21 protein-coding genes and 1 pseudogene are annotated in these 24,128 nt (G+C 45.5%); 10 read left to right on the top strand and 12 right to left on the bottom strand.

All coding sequences use genetic code 11. From position 1 onward, the window contains the following. The first annotated feature begins 210 nt into the window (after positions 1–210). Positions 211–741 (top strand): hypothetical protein, encoded by a 531-nt coding sequence (locus H6F74_RS12200; RefSeq protein ID WP_190441211.1) that lies wholly within the window; start codon positions 211–213, stop codon positions 739–741. A 52-nt stretch (positions 742–793) separates the two neighbouring features. Here H6F74_RS12200 and H6F74_RS12195 read toward each other — a convergent pair whose 3' ends face one another. After that, positions 794–1,291, bottom strand: a complete 498-nt coding sequence (locus H6F74_RS12195) for an SLATT domain-containing protein (protein ID WP_190441207.1) — start codon at positions 1,289–1,291, stop codon at positions 794–796. Positions 1,292–1,491: 200 nt separating this feature from the next. On the opposite strand from H6F74_RS12195, the gene H6F74_RS12190 reads away from it, so the two are divergent. The 6 genes and pseudogenes from H6F74_RS12190 to H6F74_RS12165 all read left to right on the top strand — a co-directional run bounded on the left by H6F74_RS12190 (position 1,492) and on the right by H6F74_RS12165 (position 5,223). Beyond that, positions 1,492–2,799, top strand: a complete 1,308-nt coding sequence (locus H6F74_RS12190) for a metallopeptidase TldD-related protein (protein ID WP_190441246.1) — start codon at positions 1,492–1,494, stop codon at positions 2,797–2,799. After that, the gene (locus tag H6F74_RS12185; RefSeq protein WP_190441203.1) at positions 2,800–3,660 is read left to right on the top strand and encodes a DUF3153 domain-containing protein; all 861 of its coding nucleotides are present in this window, start codon (positions 2,800–2,802) and stop codon (positions 3,658–3,660) included. 176 nt (positions 3,661–3,836) lie between these two features. Next, complete coding sequence (locus H6F74_RS12180) at positions 3,837–4,178, top strand: DUF433 domain-containing protein (RefSeq protein WP_190441200.1); 342 nt, start codon at positions 3,837–3,839, stop codon at positions 4,176–4,178. A gap of 3 nt (positions 4,179–4,181) precedes the next feature. Further along, complete coding sequence (locus tag H6F74_RS12175; protein ID WP_190441198.1) at positions 4,182–4,517, top strand: DUF5615 family PIN-like protein; 336 nt, start codon at positions 4,182–4,184, stop codon at positions 4,515–4,517. Positions 4,518–4,554: 37 nt separating this feature from the next. Beyond that, complete coding sequence (locus H6F74_RS12170; RefSeq protein WP_190441196.1) at positions 4,555–4,878, top strand: DUF433 domain-containing protein; 324 nt, start codon at positions 4,555–4,557, stop codon at positions 4,876–4,878. 3 nt (positions 4,879–4,881) lie between these two features. Next, positions 4,882–5,223, top strand: a pseudogene (locus H6F74_RS12165) (DUF5615 family PIN-like protein). A gap of 16 nt (positions 5,224–5,239) precedes the next feature. On the opposite strand, the gene H6F74_RS12160 reads toward H6F74_RS12165, so the two are convergent. Next, positions 5,240–5,710, bottom strand: coding sequence for a tetratricopeptide repeat protein (locus tag H6F74_RS12160; protein ID WP_190441245.1), 471 nt, complete (start codon positions 5,708–5,710; stop codon positions 5,240–5,242). 97 nt (positions 5,711–5,807) lie between these two features. Between H6F74_RS12160 and H6F74_RS12155 the strand changes: the two genes are divergently transcribed. Further along, a complete protein-coding gene (locus H6F74_RS12155; protein WP_190441193.1) occupies positions 5,808–6,212 on the top strand; it encodes a DUF1499 domain-containing protein in 405 nt (134 codons plus the stop codon). A gap of 200 nt (positions 6,213–6,412) precedes the next feature. On the opposite strand, the gene coaE is transcribed toward H6F74_RS12155, so the two are convergent. From coaE to H6F74_RS12115, 9 genes are all read right to left on the bottom strand, one after another. Next, positions 6,413–7,021 carry a dephospho-CoA kinase gene (coaE, locus tag H6F74_RS12150; protein ID WP_190441190.1) on the bottom strand — a complete coding sequence of 203 codons (609 nt, stop codon included), beginning with the start codon at positions 7,019–7,021 and terminating at the stop codon, positions 6,413–6,415. A gap of 128 nt (positions 7,022–7,149) precedes the next feature. Continuing rightward, positions 7,150–9,366 (bottom strand): EAL domain-containing protein, encoded by a 2,217-nt coding sequence (locus tag H6F74_RS12145; RefSeq protein ID WP_190441188.1) that lies wholly within the window; start codon positions 9,364–9,366, stop codon positions 7,150–7,152. 236 nt (positions 9,367–9,602) lie between these two features. Then, on the bottom strand, positions 9,603–10,049 hold the full coding sequence (locus H6F74_RS12140) for a response regulator (protein ID WP_190441186.1): 447 nt from the start codon (positions 10,047–10,049) through the stop codon (positions 9,603–9,605). Next, complete coding sequence (locus H6F74_RS12135; RefSeq protein WP_190441184.1) at positions 10,036–15,147, bottom strand: PAS domain S-box protein; 5,112 nt, start codon at positions 15,145–15,147, stop codon at positions 10,036–10,038. The genes H6F74_RS12140 and H6F74_RS12135 overlap by 14 nt, the downstream gene beginning before the upstream one ends. 235 nt (positions 15,148–15,382) lie before the next feature. After that, positions 15,383–16,975 carry a uroporphyrinogen-III C-methyltransferase gene (gene cobA / locus H6F74_RS12130; RefSeq protein ID WP_190441182.1) on the bottom strand — a complete coding sequence of 531 codons (1,593 nt, stop codon included), beginning with the start codon at positions 16,973–16,975 and terminating at the stop codon, positions 15,383–15,385. A gap of 104 nt (positions 16,976–17,079) precedes the next feature. Next, the gene (locus H6F74_RS12125; RefSeq protein WP_190441180.1) at positions 17,080–17,547 is read right to left on the bottom strand and encodes a tetratricopeptide repeat protein; all 468 of its coding nucleotides are present in this window, start codon (positions 17,545–17,547) and stop codon (positions 17,080–17,082) included. 361 nt (positions 17,548–17,908) lie between these two features. Beyond that, a complete protein-coding gene (locus H6F74_RS12120; RefSeq protein WP_190441242.1) occupies positions 17,909–18,847 on the bottom strand; it encodes a homogentisate phytyltransferase in 939 nt (312 codons plus the stop codon). Positions 18,848–19,057: 210 nt separating this feature from the next. Then, the gene (locus tag H6F74_RS29630) at positions 19,058–19,279 is read right to left on the bottom strand and encodes a hypothetical protein (RefSeq protein ID WP_206756307.1); all 222 of its coding nucleotides are present in this window, start codon (positions 19,277–19,279) and stop codon (positions 19,058–19,060) included. A 287-nt stretch (positions 19,280–19,566) separates the two neighbouring features. Then, a complete protein-coding gene (locus H6F74_RS12115) occupies positions 19,567–20,427 on the bottom strand; it encodes a methyltransferase domain-containing protein (protein ID WP_190441178.1) in 861 nt (286 codons plus the stop codon). A gap of 132 nt (positions 20,428–20,559) precedes the next feature. Between H6F74_RS12115 and H6F74_RS12110 the strand changes: the two genes are divergently transcribed. Together H6F74_RS12110 and H6F74_RS12105 are read left to right on the top strand one after the other, a co-directional pair. After that, positions 20,560–21,894: a TrkH family potassium uptake protein gene (locus H6F74_RS12110; RefSeq protein ID WP_190441176.1), complete on the top strand. Its 1,335-nt coding sequence runs from the start codon at positions 20,560–20,562 to the stop codon at positions 21,892–21,894. Positions 21,895–22,011: 117 nt separating this feature from the next. Further along, positions 22,012–22,713, top strand: a complete 702-nt coding sequence (locus H6F74_RS12105) for an NAD-binding protein (protein WP_190441174.1) — start codon at positions 22,012–22,014, stop codon at positions 22,711–22,713. 82 nt (positions 22,714–22,795) lie between these two features. On the opposite strand, the gene H6F74_RS12100 is transcribed toward H6F74_RS12105, so the two are convergent. Continuing rightward, positions 22,796–24,055: a tetratricopeptide repeat protein gene (locus H6F74_RS12100; RefSeq protein WP_190441171.1), complete on the bottom strand. Its 1,260-nt coding sequence runs from the start codon at positions 24,053–24,055 to the stop codon at positions 22,796–22,798. Positions 24,056–24,128: the final 73 nt, after the last annotated feature.

Below are 24,128 nucleotides of genomic sequence, written 5' to 3'. Positions count from 1 at the left end.
GGATGCCGTTTTCCTCTTGGACTACGGGGGTCTGCAATGGTTTTTAATTGATCTATGAGGGTCATGGGTTGATGGTTGAATATGGTTTATCAACCCATCCTCATTTTTCTCTGTTGACATTGAAACCACCCTGCTTCGCTAAAATTTAAAGGGGCTGTCGGCGTTGACGACAAAACTGAAAAAAAGTTCACTCCAGATGACATCGGCAAAGTGAATTCAGAAAACCGAGATATCATTAAAACCCAGTACCAGGCTGGCAAAACGGCATTTGAGGGTGGCGAATACCGCCAGTCAGTGCAGCATTTGGAAAAGGCGAGTAGCCTTGTGGCTCGTAACTCTCGACTGGGGGGAGAAGTGCAGATTTGGCTGGTGACGGCTTATGAGGCTGCTGGACAAAGGACGGAAGCGATCGCTTTGTTGAAACAGCTGTTTCATCATCCCGATCCAGAAATCAGCAAGCAAAGCCGTCGCCTACTCTACATTATGGAAGCTCCCCAATTAAGTAGGCGTCCAGAATGGTTGAGTGAGATTCCCGACTTAACTGCACTGGCTGAGAGTCAGGCAGAATTTCGGGGCGCTAGCAATGTTAAGCCTGCCAATACTACCCCCCGTAAGCGTCCAGAACCAGAACTGGAACCAGTTAACTTGAGCAAAGTGAATACCCAAGACAATCGTTTTATCTGGGTTGCCCTGATTGCTATCATTTTGACGTTGGGTTCCTTAGCTTGGTGGAGTTTGTAAACCTCCTTTGGAGCGTATTTTTCACGGACGCGAGAAATCGCGTCTCTACAATCTACACTTGACGCTGCTCTTGTTTAGCTTCTTTTAAACCTTTTTTCCATGACCAGTAAGGAGTTACAGGATTTTCCTTTCTGGCTTTATAAAATTCATCTATTAGTATATCTAGCTTTTGTTTAAGCTCTTGAGGAGAACTCCCAGCGATCGCATCAAAATCTATAAATATTTGAAACTTATCGTTAAGTAGCTGAAACTGATTTCCCGCGTGCCAATGAGCTTTTGCGCGATCGCTTGGATCTAAGAAAGTTGATATCGCCGTCAGTATTGCTACTAAAATTGATAACATTCCAGCCAGCATATTACTATCTTGCCATTGTGATAAAGCTGAGGCTCCAGCAATAGCAGAAAGAATAGTATTCGGTATTCCTACTATAAATTGCACATAACCCCAAACTGTTGCTGTACTAAAGTGGGCTTTAGATAAAGCAAGAGTATATATCGCCTTTTGTTGTGCTTGGTCTAAAATGCCAAATTTAATATCTTGGTTTTCCAATCGAGTTGAATTAGCCATTCCGTGAAATAAAAATTAATCTATACCTACTAGAATAACTAGAAGTAAAAACGCCTGACGACTAAAGTCAAGGGCGAACAAACGAAGCCCGCGCAACGCGAGCTTTGTCTGTGTAGCCACACGCTTCGAGCGTGTGGGTTTAATTTAAGATGATTATGGGTGAAGCTGGAGGAACTGAGATGGTGACTGATGCGACGGTGGAGCAAATTCTGAAATTGGCAAAGGGGCGAACCGATGCCGCTGAAGTTTACTATCTATCAAGCTCTGACACACCAGTTGAGTTTGAAAACAATCGTTTAAAATCTCTGCAAACCAAAGCCATGAGAGGGGTAGCGCTGCGGGTGCTGCATAAGGGTAAGTTGGGTTTTGCCAGTTCCACAGACTTGACGCGGCTGGAAGATTTGGTAGATGCTGCCGTGCAAACGTCGGAAATTGGCGATCCATCTGAGTTTGATTTTGCCAGCGTAATGCAGGTGACAGCAGCAGCAACAACCTACACACCACCAGCAACTGAAGAATTAGTGGAAGTAGGCGATCGCTTAATTGCCCAAATCCACGACTATAATCCCGATATCCTGGTAGATGTTGGCTTCCACGTCCGGAAAGGGAACATTAAAATTGCTACCAGTTCTGATGTCTACGCCGAACGCAGCAGCCAAATTGTCAGCGCCAGCCTTTCGGGTAACTTAGTACGCGGGGAAGATTTTCTCCAAATTTACAGCTTCGATGTCGCCCGCGATCGCGTTCCCGACTATAACCGTCTTCTGGAAGATTTGTTGCAAAAGTATGCTCTAGCAGAACAGCCAGCCACAATTGAAAGTGGATCTTTCCCTGTCTTGTTCAACCCCAGAGCCGCCGCAGGTGCCATCGGACGCTTATTTAAAACGGTTCTCTCCGGTCAATCCGTTGTCCAAAAAGCCTCTCCATTGGCAGCTAAACTGGGCGAGAAGCTATTTGACGAGGGTTTAACGTTATTTGAAGACCCCACCATCGGAGCTTCTGCCTGCGCCTTTGACGATGAAGGTACGCCCACCAGCCGCAAGGTGTTTATCGAACAAGGCACTGTACGCGGCTTTTATTGGGATCGTCGTTGGGCTGCACGGGCTGGTTGCGAGTCTACTGGGAACGGTTTCCGGGGTGGTTTGTCTCGTCCTAGCCCGGATTTGGTAAATCTGTGTTTTGCTCCTGGTAAGACTTCTACGGCTGATTTAATTGCCAGTATGGATGAAGGGGTAATTGTGGATCAGGTTTTGGGTGCTGGACAGTCGAATCAACTAGCCGGAGAGTTCTCGGTAAACCTGGATTTAGGTTACAAGGTGGAAAAAGGCAAAATTGTCGGTCGGGTGAAGAATACTATGGTGGCTGGTAGTATTTTTGAGGCTTTTAAAAATTTGGTGCATTTAGGAGATACGCCTGAATGGGTTGGCGGCGGTAGTTATTTGCCTTGTATGTTGTTTGAAGGTTTGGGTGTGGCGGCGCGACATGGGTAAATGAAGCGCAAAGACAAGGAAGGACGCGAAGAGAACAAAGAGCAAGGAGGAGAAAGAGTGAGGTTAGCTGTGTTGGAATTTGGCGATGTGTTGGCGAGGATGCGGGTTCTCTGGGTGACGCTATTGGCGGTGCTTTTGCTTTCGGGTTGCGTTCAGTATGATGCTGGGGTGAATTTCGAGAGTCCGAATAAAGGGGAGATTGTACAGCATATTAAGTTGCGGGAACAGCTGACTGCTTTTAGCAGCGAACAGGCGCAGGATTGGTTAAATAGTCTTCAGAGTCGCGCAAAGCAACTTTCTGGGAAAGTTAAGCGCATCTCGAAAGAGGAAGTTATTCTGACGGTTCCGTTTGCTAGCGGTCGGGAGTTGGAGGAGAAGTTTAATGAGTTTTTTAATCCTCCGGTGAAGAAGGGTTCCCAACCCGCGACGGATTTACCAACTATTAAGTCTAATTTGAGTTTGACTCAGGGTAATTTTATTTTCTGGGTGCGAAATCGTTTGAGTTACGATTTAGATTTGCGATCGCTCGGTGTTCTCTCTACTGACGGTAACGTTATAGTTAGTCCCGGTTCGCTGTTTGATTTGGACTTTAGCTTGAAAACTCCTTGGGGTGCTAAGAGTGTTGATAACTCTACCACTGCGATCGCTCCAGTTGTCTCCGATAAAGGGCATGAACTGGTTTGGAAGCTGAATCCAGGCGAGGTAAACCACATCGAAGCTGTGTTCTGGCTTCCTAACCCCCTTGGAATTGGCACGCTGGTTATTATTTTGTTAGTGGTGGCGGGATTCTACTTGAAAGGGAAGAATTCCCCCGGAAGTGGGACGGTTTCTGTGACACCGCCTGCGGTTCCACAAAGTTAATAGTCGAAAGTTGCAAAACGAACAAAGCCCGCCTGCGCCAAATTTTGAAACCTGCGTAGGCGGGTTTAGTGTGAGAATATGCGAATTATATTCGCCCTTTTTAGATGAGGTCAGGGCAAGGATATGCGCCCTAAAATGTAATAGAAAGATTACTTAACACAAACTTCATATTTAATATGACAGTCAAAGAATTAGAAGCACAACTCGAAGCCCTAACTCCAACGGAAAAGGCTGAAGCCATACAAATATTAACTAAAACTTTGAGCAACGGTTCGCTAGGTATTACAAAAACGCCTGGTGTAATGGGTGGAGATGCCTGCATCTCCAAAACTCGCCTTCCAGTTTGGCTGTTCGTGAGTTTGCGTCGTCAAGGTGCAAGTGATGCTCAACTGCTAAAATTTTATCCGCATATTAGTGCAGCCGACTTGGTGAATGTTTGGGCTTATGCTGATGCACACCCAGAGGAAATTGAAACAGCACTGCGAGAGCAAGACGAAGCAATGCAAGAAGAAGCATAATCTATGGCAAGTCTCTATGCCGATGAACAATTCCCATTGCAAGTTGTGGAATTATTAAGAACTTTGGGGCATGATGTCTTGACAGTTCAAGAAGCAGGAAATGCTGGATTTTCTGACCCAGAAGTATTAGCTTTTGCAGTGAGTAACGTTCGCGCAGTTCTATCACAAAATCGTCGTGATTTTATCCGACTACATATTCAACAACCCGACCATGCTGGCATTATTGTATGCACAGATGATAAAAACTTGGAGAGGCTGGCGACGCGCATTAATGATGCTATTTCTGCTGAAGAAACTTTGACAGCTAAATTGATTGGTGTCAACCGTCCCCAGAGATAAAAATCAAGCGATCGCATTCACAATTACCAGATTAACTATGACATTAAAAGAATTAGAAAAACAACTACTTTCATTAACTCCCGCAGAAAAAGCTCAGGCGATCCAGTTATTAGCCGAAAGTTTAAGCAATACTTGGAAAGGAATTGAAAAGACTCCCGGCGTGTGTGGAGGCGATGCTTGTATTGCCAAAACTCGTATTCCTGTTTGGGTACTTGTAAATGCTCGTGGTTTGGGTATTAGCGAAGCACAACTATTATATGACTATCCAATATCTGCTGCTGACTTAGCAAACGCTTGGGCTTATGCTAAAGCATATCCTCAAGAGATTGAAATAGCAATCAGAATGAACGAGGAAGATTAATTGATGGCGCGTCTTTATGCAGACGAATAATTTCCAAGGAGGGTAGTGGAATTCCTACGAGATTTAGGTCACGACGTTCTGACAGTACAGGAAGCAGGAAAGGCAAATCTTCAGATTCCTGACGAGGAAGTGTTAGCATTTGCCGTAAATGAAGAACGGGCAATTTTGACTTTAAATCGGGATGATTTCTTCAGACTTCACCGCTTACAACCAGAACATTTTGGCATTATTGCTTGCAAAGATGACCGGGATAGGGAAAGAATGGCAACGCGCATTAATGAGGCTATTTCTGCTGAAGAAACTTTTGCAGGTAAATTGATTCGTGTCAACCGTCCCCAGGGATGAAAATGAAGCGATCGCATTAACTCAATTTTGCTGTACACTCTAAAATTAACCGTTGATTCTCTAGCGCATAAGGCTGAATTTCCAAAGCTTGTCTAAAAGCTACGATAGCAGCAGTGTATTCTTCCAGTGCGAGATAACACAACCCCATACCATGCAGTGCGCCAAAGTGAAATGGAATTAGCTCGACAGCCATTTGACAGTCGTTAAGAGCTTTTTTATAATCCCTGAGAATATAGTAAAGTACGGCTCGTCTATTCCAAGCTTCGGCAAAATCAGGTTGAGCTGCGATGATTTCTCTAAGTAACTCTTCGGCTTTGGCAATCTCTCCTGCTTCAAGTAATGCCTGCGATCGCTGTAAAATTTCAAAACCCGCTACTCCCTTTTGATAAAACCAAATGCGCCAAAGCTCAGCCGTAGCCTCATAGCGCACCTTTTCATCAGGGTTTTTCAGGTCTTCTAGTAACGAATTGAGAGAAAATTCATTCATGGATGTCAGCCCCAGTAAGTCACGTTGGCCTGTAATCTTCATATCCTTATGTTTAGCAGCTATCTGTTTCATAGGGGGAACTACTTTTTTAGGAGGAATGACCGTGTTTGCCGGAAAACGACCCACAAATCTAGGTGTACAGTCAGGAAAACTAGCGCCATGTCCTAGTACGCCCAACTGTGTCAACAGCCAAAGCCAGGATAGCGAGCATAAAATCGAGCCTCTTACCTACAACTCTAGCGCCGCACAAGCGATCACTGATCTCAAGACAGTTATCCAGTCTCTCCCTAAAACCAAAATTGTCGCCGAAACCGACAATTACCTCTACGCGGAATTCACCACCAAACTTATGGGGTTTGTCGATGATGTGGAATTCTATGTCGATGATGCCGCAAAAACCATCCACGTCCGTTCAGCTTCCCGGCTGGGACAGTCAGATTTAGGCGTGAACCGTAAAAGAATAGAGACACTAAGAGCCAAACTCAACGAACTCCGAAGCTAGTAACAACCCCTCCCCAACCCTCCCCGAAACGGGGAGGGAGCCGAATCTGACGGGGTGACAACCCTGTCAGAGAAAATTCTGTAACGTTGATTTTGGTTGGCGGTAGGGGCATTGCCTGGCACTCGCGTTGCACTAAAGCTGCCCAAGTATTGAATAAGCCTGTCAATAGCTAAAAATCCACTGTTGAGGAACGCTATAACTCAACACTCAAAACTTTTTATGGCTGCGTCTACCTGTTGGAGCAGAAATTCTAAAGTCGAGGAGTTGTCAAGAACGACATCAGCCTTGGCACACTTCTGGTCTATTGGCATCTGGCTGTTTATTCTAGCTTGCGCTTGTTCAAAAGTTAAGCGATCGCGTTTAATCAATCTCTGAATCTGCTGTTGTTGCGAACAGCTTACAACCCACACTTCTGTACACAGATCAGTCATTCCAGCTTCAAACAGCAAAGGCACCACTAATACCACCGTGGGATGTAGATTAAAATTATCAATTGCCTCGACAATGCGATCGCGCACAAAAGGATGAATCTGTTGTTCTAGCCACCGACGTTCCCCAAAGTTGTTAAAAACAACATTACCCAACTGCCCGCGATCTAAGGTTCCATCCGGTAGCAGTATATCTGAACCGTAGCGCTCAACAATCAGATTCAGTATCGTCGAACCAACTTTTACCGCATCTCTTGCATAAACATCTGCATCCAAAATCTGCAAATTGTAGACACTGGCAAGGTAATTTGAGACAGTAGTTTTACCAGTCCCGATGCCACCAGTTAAACCAATAATCCGCCGTTCATCATCATTATTCATTAGTTATACTCTCGTTCCCAATCTCTGACTGGGAATGCCGGAGCATGACGCTAGAGCCTCATTTCTTCTTAGCCATTCCCAGAATTGTCTTCCCAGTTTCTGACTAAAAACGAGAATTTTTAATTGTTTTACCATCGCAACTCTGACGCAAACAACTTCACAGCCGCCTCGCTATCCACTGGTCGAGAAAACAAATATCCCTGCCCATAATGGCATTCCCGTTTCAATAGTCGCAACTGAGTCAACTGCTGCTCAGTTTCCACACCTTCTGCAACCACTTCCATACCCAGATTGCCAGCCAGGGTTACAATTGTCCAGATAATCTCCCGACTGTGAGCCTCAATGCCGATACCATTCACAAAAGAGCGGTCAATCTTCAAAGTATCGATAGGCCAGCGGTGCAAATAACTCAATGAAGAATAGCCTGTACCAAAGTCATCAATACATAACAGAATATTCCTTGCCTTCAATTGCTCAAGCAAAGCTTTAGCAGAATCGGCATTTTCCATGATGGTACTTTCGGTGATTTCCAACTTCAAGAAACTAGGATCTAGACCAGTTTCCTGCAAAATTTCGTCAATTTGCTCAATTAAACCTGGTTGCCTAAATTGGACACTAGAAAGATTTACACTGATAGTTAAATCATCCGTAAAATCGGGATATTTCAGCTGCCAAACACGCAACTGACGGCAGGCTTCCTGAAGTACCAACGCACCAATGGGGACGATCAGACCAGTATCTTCTGCCACTGGAATAAACTCAGATGGAGAAACCATGCCCCTCGTCGGGTGAAACCAGCGTACAAGAGCCTCAAAACCACTAATTTTGCCTGTAGATAGGGCAACAATTGGCTGATAGTAAAGTTGAAATTCATGGGTAGCGATCGCTCGTCGCAGATCCGTCTCTAACTGCAAACGATCCACCGCACGAGTGTGCATCACCGGATCGAACACAGCATAACCTGCCCTGCCCTGTACCTTGGCGTAATACATCGCCGTATCCGCCGCCCGCAGTAAATCTTGAGGCTGGTCATCATCAGCGCTGAGGATGCAGTAATGAGGATTAAGCAAGGAGAAAGAGGAAGCCGAAGAACTTCCTGGTGTCTCACTTGTTAATGTTTTTATCTCAGTTTTACTCAGCGCAATTCCGATACTGGTAGTTGTGAACACCTCGCGCCCATTCAGTTTAAAAGCCTCCCCCAACTTCCGGTGGATCTGCTGGGCAATGCGAATAGCATCACCCACATCGTGAATATCCTCCAGCAGAATAGCAAACTCGTCTCTTCCCATCCGGGCTAGGGTGTCGCTGGCACTCAGACAGCTGGATAGCTTGCCAGCCGTAGCAATCAGCAGTTGGTCGCCTACCAAGTGTCCCATACTGTATTTGACCATTTGAAAGCGATCCAAATCCAGAAACAAGACAGCAAATAAACTCTCTGGGTGTTCTTTGCCACGCTCTATGCGACTTGCCAGACGATCCAGAAACAATTTCCGGTTAGGCAAACCACACAGGGAATCATAAAAAGCATGGTATCGCAGCTGTTCCTCGGCAAGCTTGGCGTGAGTAATATTGTGGCAGTTGACTACAATCCCAGCTACTGCTGGATCGTCGAGTAAGTTAGTAGTGACAGCCTCAAAAACGCACCAAGAACCGTTGGTATGTCGAACGTGATACTCAGGTAGTCGGTGACTAACGCTGGGATTTTCCATAGCACGCTCAAATGTTTGATTAACCAGAGTTATATCCTCTGGGTGAACAAACTTTACAGCACTTTTGCCAACCACCCTAGCTGGTGAATATCCTAAAATTCGCTCAACAGAAGGGCTAACATATTGTGAAACACCATTTTCATCAACAATCAGAATAATATCGGTGGCGTTTTCGATTAATGCTCGAAATCGTTGTTCGCTTTCTTGTAGGGATGCAATTAATCGTGTCTTTTCCGCCTCAGTCTGTCGCTTATGGTCGCGCATTTGTTTCGCTTGCAGCGCCTGCGATACCGCCGCCCCCAGTCGCACTAATCTATCTTTCAGCAGATAATCAGCTGCGCCGTGTTTCATGCACTCTACTACCACTTCTTCGCTGACTGTGCCAGTGACGACTATGAAGGGAATGTCTAGATTGCGCGATCGCAAAAGTTCCAGCGCCCTGAGAGCATCAAATTGAGGCAAGGTGTAATCAGCCAGAATCAAGTCAAGATCGGGATGCAATTGGGCCAGGTAGTCGGCTTCTGTATCTACGCGCTGCCACTCTGGTTTAAAGCCAGCCCAACGCAGTTCGTGCAGAGTTAGTTCAGTATCGGTTGGTGAGTCTTCAAGCAGTAAAACTTTCAGTGGAACTGACATGATGACCTTCTGTTGAGAGTAAGAATGTCTGAGTTTTGATGTTTGCGGCCTGATGTCTGAGTTCTGAAGTGATGTATGCAAATTCATGGTTAAGATTTCACTCGTTATAGCCTTTGTGCTTCTGACAGTACAATATGGTTTTAGGTTTGTCGGATCGGCAATTTCTAAAATTTTGTACTGTATTCGATTTTAATAATCCAAAATCTTTGCCTTGAAAATGGTATACGCCCTGACTTTTAGAATGGCGACTGGTTCAACACTAGCCAGTACAACCCCAACTGCCTCACAGCTTCAGTGAACTGTTCAAAGTCTACAGGCTTAACGATGTAACTGTTGACACCAAGTTGGTAACTATCCACCATGTCGCACTCTTCACAGGATGAGGTAAGTATTACTACTGGAATTTTAAGGGTTTGGGGGTCGGATTTGATGGTCTGCAAAACTTCTAAACCATCAATTTTGGGGAGTTTTAAGTCAAGCAGAATCAGTTTGGGGTTGTTGTTGAGGTTGCGGTCTGCAAAGGTGCCTTTACGGAAAATGAAGTTTAGCGCCTCCTCGCCGTCGCGGGCGATGTGGATGTGATTGGAGATTTTGTTTCTCCGCAGGGCCAAAAGTGCGAGTTCCACATCGTTAGGGTTGTCTTCGACTAGCAAGATTTCCTTTGGGTTCTCAATTGTGGCCATTAGCACCTGTAAGGGTAAAGTAAAAAATTGTACCTTGGTTGACTGCTGATTCAGCCCAGATGCGTCCGCCGTGGCGGTGGATGATGCGTTGTACGATCGCTAAACCTACTCCGGTTCCTTCATATTCTTCTGCACGGTGTAGCCGCTGGAAGACACCAAAGAGTTTATGGGCGTAGCGCATATCAAAGCCTGCACCGTTATCTTTGATGAAATAAACATGATTAGTTATTAGTTCTTGGGTATTAGTTAATGACTGATCGTTATAGCCAATTTCAATTTGGGCGATTTGGCGATCGCGTGTAAATTTGAAGGCGTTGGAAAGTAAGTTGATAAAAACTTGCTTGAGTAAGGCTGGATCTCCCTGGCAAATGGGCAGTTCGCCAATTGTAATTTCAATATTACGGTTTTGTTGTTCTTGGTCTAGTTCTGCAAGTACCTGACGCACTAGGTCGAGAATAGCTACTGGCTGTTTTCTTAGTGGTTGGCGCGACAGCCGGGAGAAACTAAGCAAATCATCTATTAAGTCGCCCATTTTCTGGGCGTTGTCCTGCACCAGTTGCAGATAGCGTTGGGCTTCCGGATCGAGTTGATCGCTATAGTCTTCCTGCAAGATCCGCGAGAAACCGTTGATGGCACGCAGAGGACTACGCAAGTCATGAGAGACAGAATAGCAGAAAGCTTCTAGCTCTTTATTAGCTGCTTCTAATTGGGCGGTGCGTTCGATGACTCTTTTTTCCAATTCGGCGTTTAGCTGGCGAATTGCTTCTTGGGAAAGCACTTTTTCTGTAATATCGGTGCAGGTGCCAATCCACTCGCGAATTTCACCTTCTTCTGATAATAAGGGAACGCCACGGACATTGAAGTATCGATAATCACCATCGGCACCCCGCAGACGAAACTCGGTGTTATAGATACTTTTGGTTTGGATGGCTTGAGACCACTCTTGGGAAGCGCGATCGCGCTCGTCGGGATGAACGACTTCTAGCCACCCCCAGCCCTTGATCTCGGCTTCCGATTGACCAGTATAAGCTGTCCAATCAGCTTGCTCGGTAATCATCTCACCTTGACCGTTGGTAGTCCAAACTATTTGCGTGGTGGCGCGTGCCAGAGAACGATAGCGCTCCTCACTCTGACGCAATCCTTCCTCAGCCTGCTTCTGGTCGTCAATGTCCGTAGAAGTCCCAAACCACTTGATAATATTGCCATTGCGATCGCGCAATGGTAACGCCCAACCGAGGTGCCAGCGATATTTTCCGTCAGATGCTCTCTTGAAGCGATATTCAATTTTATAAGGTTCGCCCGTCTGCACTGCATGATTCCAAGTGTCGAGACAATTTTGTACGTCGTCCGGATGCAGCACAGGTTGCCATCCCCACCCCTGAGTTTCCTCCAGCGTCATTCCTGTATAGTCAAACCAGCGCTGGTTGTAGTAATCTAGAAAGCCATCCGGCTGTCCAGTCCAGACGATCTGCGGCATCGCGTCTGCTAGAAGGCGATAGCGCTGTTCGCTGGCTTGGGCGTCTGTACGCGCCTGCTGCTCAAGTACCAAAAGTTCGGCTAGGGCTTTTTCCAGCTGTCTGCGCTCTGTCAAGTCAACTGCAAAGCAGCCAACCCGATCCGTATAGTCGTCCAAAAGTGCCATAGCGAATAGAATGGGGACGCAACTGCCATCTTTGCGAGTGTATTCTTGCTCGAAAGGGGTACAAGAGCCAGACTTTCTAATTTCTGCGATCGCTCGTTCATTTAGAGAGCGACATTCTAGGGGGATCAATGCGTCCCAATGCACTCTACCTGCGAGAAGATCCTCCCGCGTGTAGCCCACCATCGACAGAAAAGCGTTGTTAGCTTCGGCGATATTACCGTTAATATCCCCAAAAAATACGCCAAACATATTCGACTCAGCCAACCGCCTAAACCGGGCTTCGCTTTCTCGCAACGCCTCCAAAGACTGCTGGCGCTCAATCGCAATTCCTGCCATTTGCGTTGCGACTGCGATCAGTTGCAAATCGTCGGCACTGGGGGGGCGAACTTTGCGGTAATACATGGCGAAAGTCCCCAGTATCTTGCCATTGGTGGAAAATATTGGCATCGACCAACAGCTTCGCAATCCATGAGATAATGCCAAATCACGAAATTCTGTCCACAGGGGATCGTTTTCGATGTCTGAAACGATGACTGGTTTACCAAAATGCGCCGCCGAACCGCAGCAACCAACATTAGGAGCGATCGCTATTCCATTTATTGCCTGATTGTAGCTGTCTGGGAGACTGGGAGCGGCTCCATTCAGCAATTTTGTCCCAGTTTTGTCAACAAGCAGGATCGAGCTAATGCCTTCACCAGACTGTTCCTCGATAAACTGCGCCAAAGCGTCCATCACCTGAAGGAGTGGCACTCCCGTGGCAATCATTTCTAGTAAACGTTTTTGTCCGGCTATCAGCGCTTCTGCTTGCTTGGCAAGAGTTATGTCACGAGCGATACCGCGATAACCTTGAAAAACACCTTGATGATCGAAAACTGGAGAACCGCTGGTTCCGAGTATAACTTGATGACCATCTTTGTGAAGTAGCGTTTTTTCCAGTTGCGAGAACGGTTGTCTGAGTGAGGTAAAGTAATCCATCAATTGAGCAAATCGCTCAGCCTCTGACGGTGCCATAAACTCAAAAAGCCTCTTTCCCAGAATCTCGGCTGGCTCGTAACCCAGAATATCTTTTACTTTCGGGTTGACGTAAGTATAGGCATTGTTAATATCGTTTTCCCACACCCAGTCGTTAGTATTTTCGACTATATTGCGGAATCTTTGTTCACTTTCTCGCAATGCTTCTTCAGCATTTTTGCGTTCAGTAATATCGCGAGAATTGACAACAATACCACCTACAGCCGGGTCAGCAAAAAGGTTAGTGCATCTCGATGATAAATAGCGCCAAGCTCCGTTTTTATGTTGATATCTGCATTCTATCGATACGGTTAAGCCGGGGTTTTCAATTAAGTTGTCTAAATGATTTTTAATATAGTTAATTTTTTCGGGATCAACAAAATCACAACATCTCTTGCCGATTAATTTCTCTGGTTTATATCCCAAAATTATCTCAACAGAGGGACTTTGATACTGCATCACGCCATCAGCATCAATAATAGTGATGATGTCTGAGCTATTTTGAATTAGCGAACGGAATTTAGCTTCACTGGCTGCAAGTGCTGCTTCTGCAAGCTTGCGATCGCTTATATCTGTGTGCGAACCAGTCATCCGCACGGGATTACCTGTTTCATCCCACAGCGCCTGACCGCGATTTAAAATCCATTTATAAGTGCCATCTTTGCATCTTAGGCGAGACTCGGCAACGTAAAATGGTGTTTTTTTATCCAAATGATCTTGGCAAAGCTGTAGCACCCAGTCAACATCATCTGGATGTAAGCGACCGATCCATTCATCAAAATGGTTAGCAATTTCATCATTTTCATAACCTAGCATTTCCTTCCATCTAGCTGAGAAGAAAACTTGATTAGTTTTGATATTCCAGTCCCAAATTCCATCATTATTGCCGCGCAATGCTAGATGCCAGCGTTCTTCACTTTCCCTTAAAGCTGACTCGGCGATTTTGCGTTGGGTGATGTTGGTAAGGCTGCCACTGGTGCCATTAATTCTACCATCGGAACCTAGAGTTAATTGGGCAGTTACTTCCAGGTAACAATGTCTACCATCTTTGGTGATATATCTTCCCTGATTGTGAAAAGATTCTTTTGCCTGTGAAATTAAGGAGAGAAATTCTTGTAAGTTGCGATCGCGTTCTTCGGGATGAATATAATCTAAAAAATTCTTCCCAATGCTTTCTTCAATAGTAAAGCCAGTAAGTTGTGTCCACGCAGGATTGAGAAATGTCCAATGTCCAGCTTCATCGGTTTGAAATAGCACTTGTGGCAGGCTATTAACCAGTGAACGATACTTTTTCTCACTTTTTCGCAAAGCTGCTTCTGCTGACTCGCGTTCTTTAAAAGAGTTTTCCAACGATGCCGCCATCGTGTCAAAGGCATAAGCTAACTGGTTGAATTCTCCGCTAGCATAAGCCAAGCCAGTTCGGACGCTCAAATCGCCTTTGGCGAGGCGGTGCGTTGCCTTTATTAGCGCTTTTACCCGCCGCAATATAAATACGTCGCTGCCTATCCAGGTGGCAATGACTACGAATACCGCAATTAACCCTAAAGTAAATAAGTTTCTCTTCAGCCTTCCTTGAGCCTCAGCATAGGCAACAGCTTTAGGAATGCCAATGGTTACGTAAATGTTACAGCGATCGCTACTATTTGTACAAACACCAGAAAGCGGCGCAAAGGCATACAAGCGCGATATACCATCCAAGCCAACAGATTCAACGGTGCCTGTCTTTTGTGTTTTGAGAATAGTTTTGACCAACGGTACTTCTGGCGCAGACTGCCCAATCCATTTTTCTGGGTTGGGGTAGCGGGCTAAAATTGTCCCGTTGCTGTCAATAACGGTAAAAGTCGATCCGGGCGGCAGATGGGAAGTGTTAACTAATTGACTTAGCGATCGCAAATCCAGGGCGGCATAAACTACCCCTGTCACTTGTCTTTTCTCGTCAAGTAGAGGATAGCTGAAAACCAGCCCTGGTCTGCCTGTAATCCGACCAATTTGATAATCACCAGTAGCGAAATTGCGCTCTTTGAAAGTCCGCACAAACCACGGGCGATGTTTTAAGTTAATTGACTTTTTAAAAGGAAGAGCGCTGCAAAATACATCGCCATTGGCTTCTACAACACCCAAATTGCCATAGTCTGGATATTTTTGCCGCAGAGAAGCCAAAAACTCACTACACACTTTGGCATCTTGCTGGCGTACTTCCGGAAGTTGCGCCAGTACAGTAAGTAGTTGGCGGGTATTCTCAATTAAGCGCTCTTGATTGTCGGTAGCGAGCCTGTTCAGCCGCAGGGCATTTTTCTTGGCTTCAACTTTTTCCAGATGACGATCTTCCAGGTGTGTGTAGAGCGTCAGCCCAAACGCCGGAATGACAGCCAGCAGAACCAGCAGCAGCAGGCGCGATCGCAGTGAAGTTGCGTATGCGTTACCTGTTCCCAGTCGGCTCGTCATCGTCCCCAACCTGGATGCTGCTGTATCCCTGATAACATTTAACGATCTTAAAAGCGATCGCATAGGCTAGTTCACTCCCTAAACCTTTACCGCTGAAGGAGCAAGATGAAAAAACTAATATTTTGTATTAGATAATACTATTTCCATGCTTCTTTCTTCAGGTGTTCTGTGCAGGTGGCACGACTACCCCAAAAGTTAACAGAATTTCCTTAACAGTGGCAAGATTAAGAGTTATTTAAGACTTATTCCTTAACGTTGTAGTCCACTCTAGTATCGCTTCCAGTAACCCATCTAAAGTATATTCTGGCGCTTCCACATCCACTCGTCCCAAAAGCTCCTGACAAGTTTTTGAGGTTTGGGGGCCAATTGAGGCGATACAGACATTTTGGAGCGGTAATTCATCGATTTCGCCTACTAATTGACAAAAATGTTGCACAGTTTTAGAACTGGCAAAGGTAATTATATCGACTTGCTGCTGCTGTAGTGCCTGGAGAGCTTGGGGAGAAATCGCTTTTGGACACCGAGACTGATATGCCGCCACTTCTACCACTTCTGCACCCAAAGAGCGTAGTTCCGACACTAAAACTTCTCTTCCACCTGTTTCGACTCTGGGAAACAGAACTTTTTTCTCGAAGAGATTTTCTGGAAAGTTTTCTACAAGGGAATCCGCCACAAAGTCTGGGGGAATAAAGTCTGGGTTGATGCCTCGCTGTTTTAAACTTTGGGCGGTTTTCTTCCCGACTACAGCAATTTTTATCCCTGCTAACGCACGAGCATCTTTATTTTGTGCTTCTAGGCGTTCAAAGAAGTAATCAACGCCGTTAGTGGAAGTGAGAATTAACCACGAGTAGTCAGTAATTTGCGCGATCGCATTATCCAAAGCCTCCCAGCTGGAAGGCGGGACAATTTCCAGAGTAGGCATTTCGATTACCGTTGCGCCTTGTTGTTGCAAGCGATCGCAAAATTCATTTGCTTGTCCGGTTGCTCGCGTCACCAAGATAGTTTTACCAAACATAGGAATTTGGGATTGGGGATTGGGGATTGGGGATTGGGAATTAGGAATTTTTCCTTTTGGTTGGGGGGATCGCCTTGTGTTTTCTTCAGGCGATCGCAAATATTCTCTCAAACCAACTACCTCCCCAATTACAATTACTGTGGGAGAAAGAGATTCACCCTTGGTTTTCTCCACAATATTGCCCAGAGTCCCTATCCAGATTTTTTGTTCAGCAGTTCCCGCCCAACGAATAACGGCGACTGGTGTAGAATGCGATCGCCCATATCGCTGCAACTGATGGACAATTTCACCTAAATTGCGTCCGCCCATCAATATTTCTAACGTCTGCATCCCGGAGAGTGTCTTCCAGTCTAAGGCTTCTGGTTCATGGGCTGTGACTACGGCAAAACCTCGACTCATCACCGGATCTGTCAGCGGAATTCCTGCTAGTAAAGGTGCTGCTAAAGCCGAGGAAATTCCCGGCACAATTTCAAAGGGACATCGGGCGGCAATTAATGCTTGAATTTCGGAACTACAGCGCCCAAAAATAAACGGATCGCCTGACTTTAGCCGCACAACGGCTTTACCTTCTTGACATTTTTCTACCAGGAGTTGGTTAATTTCTCCTTGCTGTGTGCTGGGTTTTCCTCCCCGCTTGCCCATATCCAGCTTCTGGCAATCATCTGGCACCAATTGCAACAGTTGCTCATCGATGAGAGCATCATAAACTAAAACTTCTGCCTCACAGAGCAGTTGTTGCGCTTGCACTGTGAGGTAAGCAACATTTCCTGGCCCCGCGCCTACAAGATATACTTTGCCGATATGCTCAGTCATATCAATTTTAGATTTTGAATTTTGGATTTAAGCCGGAGGACTAAAGTTGCGGCTATACGGACACAGCCTGCTCTCGTCAGGCTTCGTTTGTCTAGCCTCATCCTTCAGGGCGTGGGCGTGTTTAATTTAATTTGCTCGATTAACTCTTCGAGCTGTTTTTGCTCCGGGGACGGTGCTTTATATAATTCTCTAGCTTTTTGCAGATTTGCGATCGCTTCTTCTAACTTATTTTGCTTCATCAAAGCGTCTCCTAACCTCAAATAAGCATCTATATTTTTGGGCGATCTCTCCGTCAGTTCCCGAAACACAGGCGTAGCCTCATCAAGTTTGTTTTGCGCCATCAGCGAATTTCCCAAAAACAACCGAGCCATATCATTAGTACGGTGTCGTTCAATCACCCGGCGAAAATTTGCCTCTGCACTTGCATAATCTTTTTGTTTATAAAGATTTACTCCTTTTTCAAATATATTTGAAGTGGTAATTGTCTCGAAAATAAAATAACCGAGTCCGGTTAGAATAATACCAACAACAGCCGCAGCTACAAAATAAATTGGTTGAGATGTTTCGCCCATTTTTTCCTCATTTTATACTTTGAATTCTAAGATTGTAATTAAACAAATCTGGATTTGGAAATGGCACTTAACTTTTGCCTTGCGATCAAGCCTGGAACTAAAGTTCCGGCTGAAAGCTCAAGTCCGTTGAAACGAACTCAAATGCTTACTAAATATTGATTCCTTTTTTTAAGAAAGCTTTATCTATACCTCCTACGTTCCAACGGACTAAAATGCTTGTTCGGTATTGATTTTAACCCGTTTTAACGGGTTTAAGCTATGAGCCGGAAATTTATTTCACGGCTCATCTGTATGTCTGTTAGGTTTCTCTACGCGACCTAAAAAGCGTTGTGTAACGCACCATTATCAGACAGTGTTTTTCTTACGCCAAAAGACAGGCGGCGGGAAAAATTAGATATTCCAAGAAAAACAGTTTCCAGATAAATTGATAGAAGGATGCGATCGCTACCTTATCTTGCAAATCAACCTTCGTGCTACGCCACCACAGCAACGCTAGTGCTAATAAATGAGTAATGACTACAAAGGTGGCGTTTAGCAAGGGAAGCTTCAGCACTCCCGCTAAAATCATCCCCACGTAACATACAGTTATTACCCAGAGAGAGAGATTAAATACAGCAGCTTTACCCAACTGGATTGTAAAAGTGGTGATATTGTACTGCTTATCGCCTTCCATGTCTGGGATGTCTTTAAAGATAGCGATCGCAAACGTAAAGACCAACACAAACAAGGTTAGCGCCCAGACTGGTACGGGAATCACTTGTTCTTTTTGCAACACCCAACTAAAGTGTAAAAACAGCCCTAAATTAACAATTACCCCCCGCACAGTGAAAATACACAACGCTGCCCAAAATGGAAACCGCTTTAATCGAATTGGCGGTAAAGAATAAGCTGTGCCAATTGCTAAACTAATGCCCACAGTCAAGGCTAAATATTGCCCCAGAAGCAGCGAAGAAAGCAACGCTACAGTACCGCTAAGAGCGATAATTATTACAGCTTGTCGCCGGGAAAATTCACCTGCTGCGATGGGCAAATGGGGTTTGTTAATTTTGTCAATTTCCACATCTTCTAGCTGATTTAACCCCACAATGTAAATATTGCCCCCCAAACAAGCAATCCAACTTCCCAACAGTTGCACCACACTATCGCCGATCACGCTAGTGGAGCTGAGAGCGATCGCCATCAAGTATAATGCCACCACACTTAAGCTAGTGCCAATGATCGTATGGGGTCGCGAAAACTTCCAAAAGGCATACAGCCAGGGAACACGTTGCTGAACTGGGTGGGACTGAGAAGGATTAATTTGGGGCTCGGAAGACTTTTGAGGAGATATCACAGAGAGTAAGTGCCTGAATAAATGCTCAGGCTTGATTTTAAGCAATTTTTGCTACCAAAGTTATTACTTATCCAATCTGCAACTTTCAAAAAGCCCCTTATTCACAACGTAGGTTGAACGGTTGGAACCTCACTTAACAAATGCTTATGCGTATTGGGTTTCATCCCTCAACCCTACCTACAGTAGGGGCATGGTATTGCCTATCGGTGTCAATTTAAGCCCTGGCGACTGGAAGTCGCGGCTAAAAAACTCAGTCCGCCTACCCTTCGGGAACGCTAAAGCGAACGCGGACTGACGAAATATTAAGGTTCTTTTAACCCGCGCAGGCGGGTTTTGTTTGTGTAGCTGCGGTTTCAACCGCCAAGCTAACGTTAAGTTGACACCAATGGGCAATGCCATGCCCCTACAAAATGTCGAAAATTACGACATTTTCTAAGGGTTGTATGAAACCACCCTGCCCAATCCCCGTAAGAGGATGTCTGAAAAGTCATAATCAAGACGCTTAGATGGTGGAGATCCCCCTTGCATCCTCCTTAAAAAGGGGGACTAAGACTTGATTGTCCCCCCTTTTCTCTAGCGCGGGGGCTAGGGGGGATCAAATTAACTTTTGACACTTGTGGGACATCCTATAAGAAGAGGATCTTCGAGGGATGAACATACTTAACCTAACCCTATTGGTTCAGACGCTAAAGCACATCGCCTTTGGTAGCGCACAACAACCCAAATCGAATCAAGCCTCGCTGATAACCCCGACTCATTAAGCCTAGAGAAAGCGCAGCCTGAATCGTTGTCCAACCGGAAAGCAGCAAACCCACAATGGCATCGAAATTAAAGGTAGAATCAATTACTACATCCCAGAATGGGGCTACAGCTTTTGACCAGTCTGCCGTGTGAATATTTTGGAAACAGAGATTACCAGCCATTTCTTCATATTCCGGCAGCGAAATCACATAAGGCAAAGCATACACCCGGTAAATTTCCGCCAAATGTTTCCGCTCATCATCTGTCAGTTGCCCATATTCTCCACCCAAAGGACGGTGACACCACGTTGCCATAATGAAAGTTCCACCAGGCTTTAGTACCCGGTAGCATTCCTCCAAAAACTTCTTTTTATTCGGCATATGTTCCCCACTTTCCATCGACCATACCAAGTCAAAGGAGTTATCGGCAAAAGGCATATCTAAAGCATCTGCCACCTGGAAAGATGCCCTTTCACTCAGTCCCGCCGCCGCTGCGCGTTCCTTTGCTCGGTTAGCCTGGACTGGGCTAAGAGTAATCCCAGTGGCAGTAGCGTTAAACTTTTGTGCCAGGTATAGGGAACTGCCGCCAATTCCGCAACCAACATCAACAATATGCTGGGCTTGTTGTACGCCAGCCCAGTTGAGTAATTGTTCAATCAGGTCAATCTGTGCCTGCCTTCGGTCTTTTTTTTGGGTACCATCTGCGCCATAGTACCCGTGGTGCATATGTTCGCCCCAAATCTGTTCCCAAAGACCAGAGGAAGCGTCGTATAAATGCTGAATTTGCTGATATAGAGTCGATGTCATGAAATTGTCGCGAAAAGTGCGGATCAAAAATTAGCCTATCAGAACTCCGAAAGGAGTAAGCTCTTAAAAAGACTTTTTTTCTCCCCTCTCAAACTCTTTGATTCAGCACTTAGCTGTTTTTCAGATTAGCCTATGACTGTTTCCAGAACTATTTGCCTGGGTTTCCTAGCGGTAATTACGATTGGCACGCTTTTACTGATGCTGCCGATTTCTACGAGTGATGGCAGCTGGAGCAATCCGCTGATAGCCCTATTTACCGCCACTTCTGCGGTTTGCGTGACTGGTTTATCTGTGGTTAATATCGGGACTTTTTATTCATTCTGGGGGCAGCTGTTCCTGGTCTTGCTGGTGCAGGTGGGTGGCTTGGGCTATATGACAGCAACAACTTTGCTTTTGCTGCTGTTGGGGCGCAAGTTTGGCTTGAAAGAGAAAATCGCTATTCAACAATCATTAGACCACCCTGGATTGTCTGGTGTGGTGGAGTTGGTTCGCTCTATTATTGCGATGACGCTGATCATTGAAATTTCCGGCATTTTTTTACTGATGTTGGTGTTTGTGCCGGATTATGGGATGGAGCGCGGTCTTTGGCTATCAATTTTTCATAGCGTGAATTCCTTTAATAATGCAGGCTTTGGTCTTTTCGGGGATAATTTGATCCAGTATGTGCGATCGCCCTTGATCAACCTGATCGTCCCAGTTTTGATTATTTTGGGAGGGATTGGCTACGAAGTGATTATGGAAGCGTATCTCTGGGTACGCGATCGCTACCATAAACGCCCAGAGAAAGTAGTATTTTCTCTTAATTTCAAAGTTGCCACCAGTACCACTCTCCTTTTACTGATTTTGGGAACCATTTTCTTCTTATTTGCGGAATTCAACAATCCGCAAACCTTTGGACAACTAAGCTTCCCTCAAAAATTAATGGCTGCTTGGTTTCAATCTGTTACTCCAAGAACAGCCGGATTTAATACGATTGATATTGGTAAGATGACCGAGGCTGGTCTATTTATTACAATTGCCTTCATGTTTATCGGTACCAATCCCGGCGGTACAGGCGGCGGGATTAAAACTACTACCGTGAGAGTGTTGTTTAGCTGTACTAAAGCAGTTCTACAAGGGAAGGAAGAAGTTCTGTGTTATCAGCGTCAAATACCGTTGGTGCTGATATTAAAGGCTGTTGGTGTCGCATTTGGTTCATTGATGGTGGTGATTGGTTCCACAACTTTAATTGCGCTGCACGATCCACAGTTTGAGTTTATCCAAATCCTGCTTGAAGTTGTTTCAGCATTTGCCACAGTTGGACTTTCTGCTGGGATCACAGCGACTCTTTCAGCGTTCGCTAAATTGGTGATAATTGCCACGATGTACATAGGTCGGGTTGGAGTGTTGCTACTCATGTCAGCCGTTTTAGGAGATCCCAGCCCCAGCGTTATTCGATATCCAGAAGAGAATTTATTGGTAGGGTAGCGATCGCGATCTTTAGTGCTAAATAATCTATTGTCAGTTGTCAGTTGCTAATGGTAATTTCACCATTAGCCCTTAACAATTACTAATGACCACAATAAATAGTCCGGAGTAAAGAGAGTGAATTTGTCGTCTTTGAGTTTTTTTCGCAGTCTAGGCACCAATAGCAACAAGCGTCAATTTGCAGTCGTTGGATTAGGGCGTTTTGGTCGTGGCGTCTGTTGGACTCTACACCGACTAGGCTACGAAGTGCTGGGTGTTGATGCTGACGAAAAGAGAGTAGCCCAAATCTTGACAGATCAAATTGCCGCCCACGCGGTGCAATTGGATTCAACAGAACCAGCTGCCCTTAAAGAGGCGGGAATTTCTGATTTTGATACGGTGATTGTGGCGATTGGTAATTATCTGGAAGCGAGTGTAATTACTACTCTAAATTTGAAGGAAGCTGGCGTACCCCATGTAGTAGCTAAAGCTTCCTCAGATATTCATGTAAAATTACTTCAAAAAGTGGGGGCAGATCATGTGGTGTTTCCAGAGCATGAAATGGGCTGTGCTTTAGCAAGAAGTCTCACTAAACCTGCTATTTTAGACCGCTTCGATCTGGACACCGATCATAGTATTGTAGAAGTTATTGTTCCCGACGAATTCCACGGCAAAACTATATCTGAACTTCAACTTCGCAACCGTTATGGTTTGAATCTATTAGCAGTAAGTCACGATAACAAGTTTGAGATTAACCCCACTCCCCACCAGCGACTTTATAAGGGATCGGCAATGGTTGTGATTGGCTGCAATAAAGACATTAATCGCTTACCAATTTAAGGCAACCGACGAAAGCTAAGGGCTTTTTATCTCGTCCCCAGCCAGCGACTAGGAACGAGAAAACTCCTACTCTTTGCCTTTTTTAGTTGGCTCCTACCTGCTGTAAAAATTGGTTTAGCTGGTCAATTTTGTCTACATCTCCCTGCTGATTAAACAAACTCTTCGCTTGGATTAGAAAAGGAATCGCCTCCTCGCGTCGTCCAGTTTGTTGCAGCGAGACTCCCAGGTTATAAAAGGCATCTGCCAGAGTGGGATCGATGACAATGGCTTGCTGGTAAGCTGCGATCGCTTCCGTTAACTGGCCTTGCCTTTGTAGCGCCACGCCCAAGTTATACTGAGTCGTAGCGTCATTCGGCTTGAGACGCTTCGCTTCCGTCAAAGCCGTGGTTGCTTCTTTGACTTGATTCCGCTTCAGTAGCATCGCCCCCAGTTGCTGGTAAGATTCAGCATCGTTGGGATTGAGACGCACCGCCTCTTGGAATCTGTTAGCTGCTGCTTTGAAATTACCTTGCTGGGCAAAAATCACCCCCATCTGGTATTGAGCATCTGCCAATTCAGGGTTGCGATCTGCTGCTGTCTTAAATGCGTTTACCGCCCGCTGCTGCTGGTTTTGCTGGGTATAAAGTAACCCTAGTTGATATTGAGCTTCGGCATAGTTTGGGTTAATCCGAACCGCTTCCTGAAATTCGGCGAGTGCGGCTTCGGGTTGGTTTTGTTTCACCAAAAGCAGCCCCAAGTTATAGTGCGCCTGCGCGTAGTTGGGTTCTTTGGCCAAAGCTTGCCGATATGCAGCGATCGCTTCCTCTGATTGCCCTTTAGCTTCCAACGCCAAACCAACATTATAGTAGCCATCTGCCAAGTTGGGATTAAAAGCCAGCGCTCTTTGGTACGCAGCCAGCGCCGCATCTGGTTGCCCTTGTCTATATAAAGCAACTCCCAAATTGTAATAAGCCTCTCCCATATTCGGGTTTAGGCGAATAGCTTGTAGATACTCATTAGTTGCCCGATCAAACTGACCTTGTTGAGCTAAGGAATTCCCCAACAGATAATAAGCCATTGCAATGCTAGGGTCAAACTCCAGCGATTTCCGAAGGGCTAGTTCTGCACCCCGAAAGTCTTGGCGGTTATACCGGGTCACTCCTTGTTGGAAGTAAGAAGCTGCTTCCAAATCTTGAGTGTATAAACCCTCGACCATCTGTTTATTCCCTAAGGTGGATGTAAACGATGTCGTTTTTTGTTGTTTGTACCGTCGTTCTCCGGCACAGGCATTATCGGCAGTTGTCCAACCAAAAGCGATCAAAGCAGCCGCAAGCAAATAAATTGATTTGTGGTTTTTCAGCATATTTGGGAACCCCGCACCACTATCTCTTAAGTAATAGTAATAGTAATTGTAAATGGGGATTGGCGATTGGGGA

The organism is Trichocoleus sp. FACHB-90, assembly GCF_014695505.1.
GTDB classification, from domain to species: domain Bacteria; phylum Cyanobacteriota; class Cyanobacteriia; order Cyanobacteriales; family FACHB-T130; genus Funiculus; species Funiculus sociatus.
This window is presented reverse-complemented; position numbering and strand designations above follow the sequence as displayed.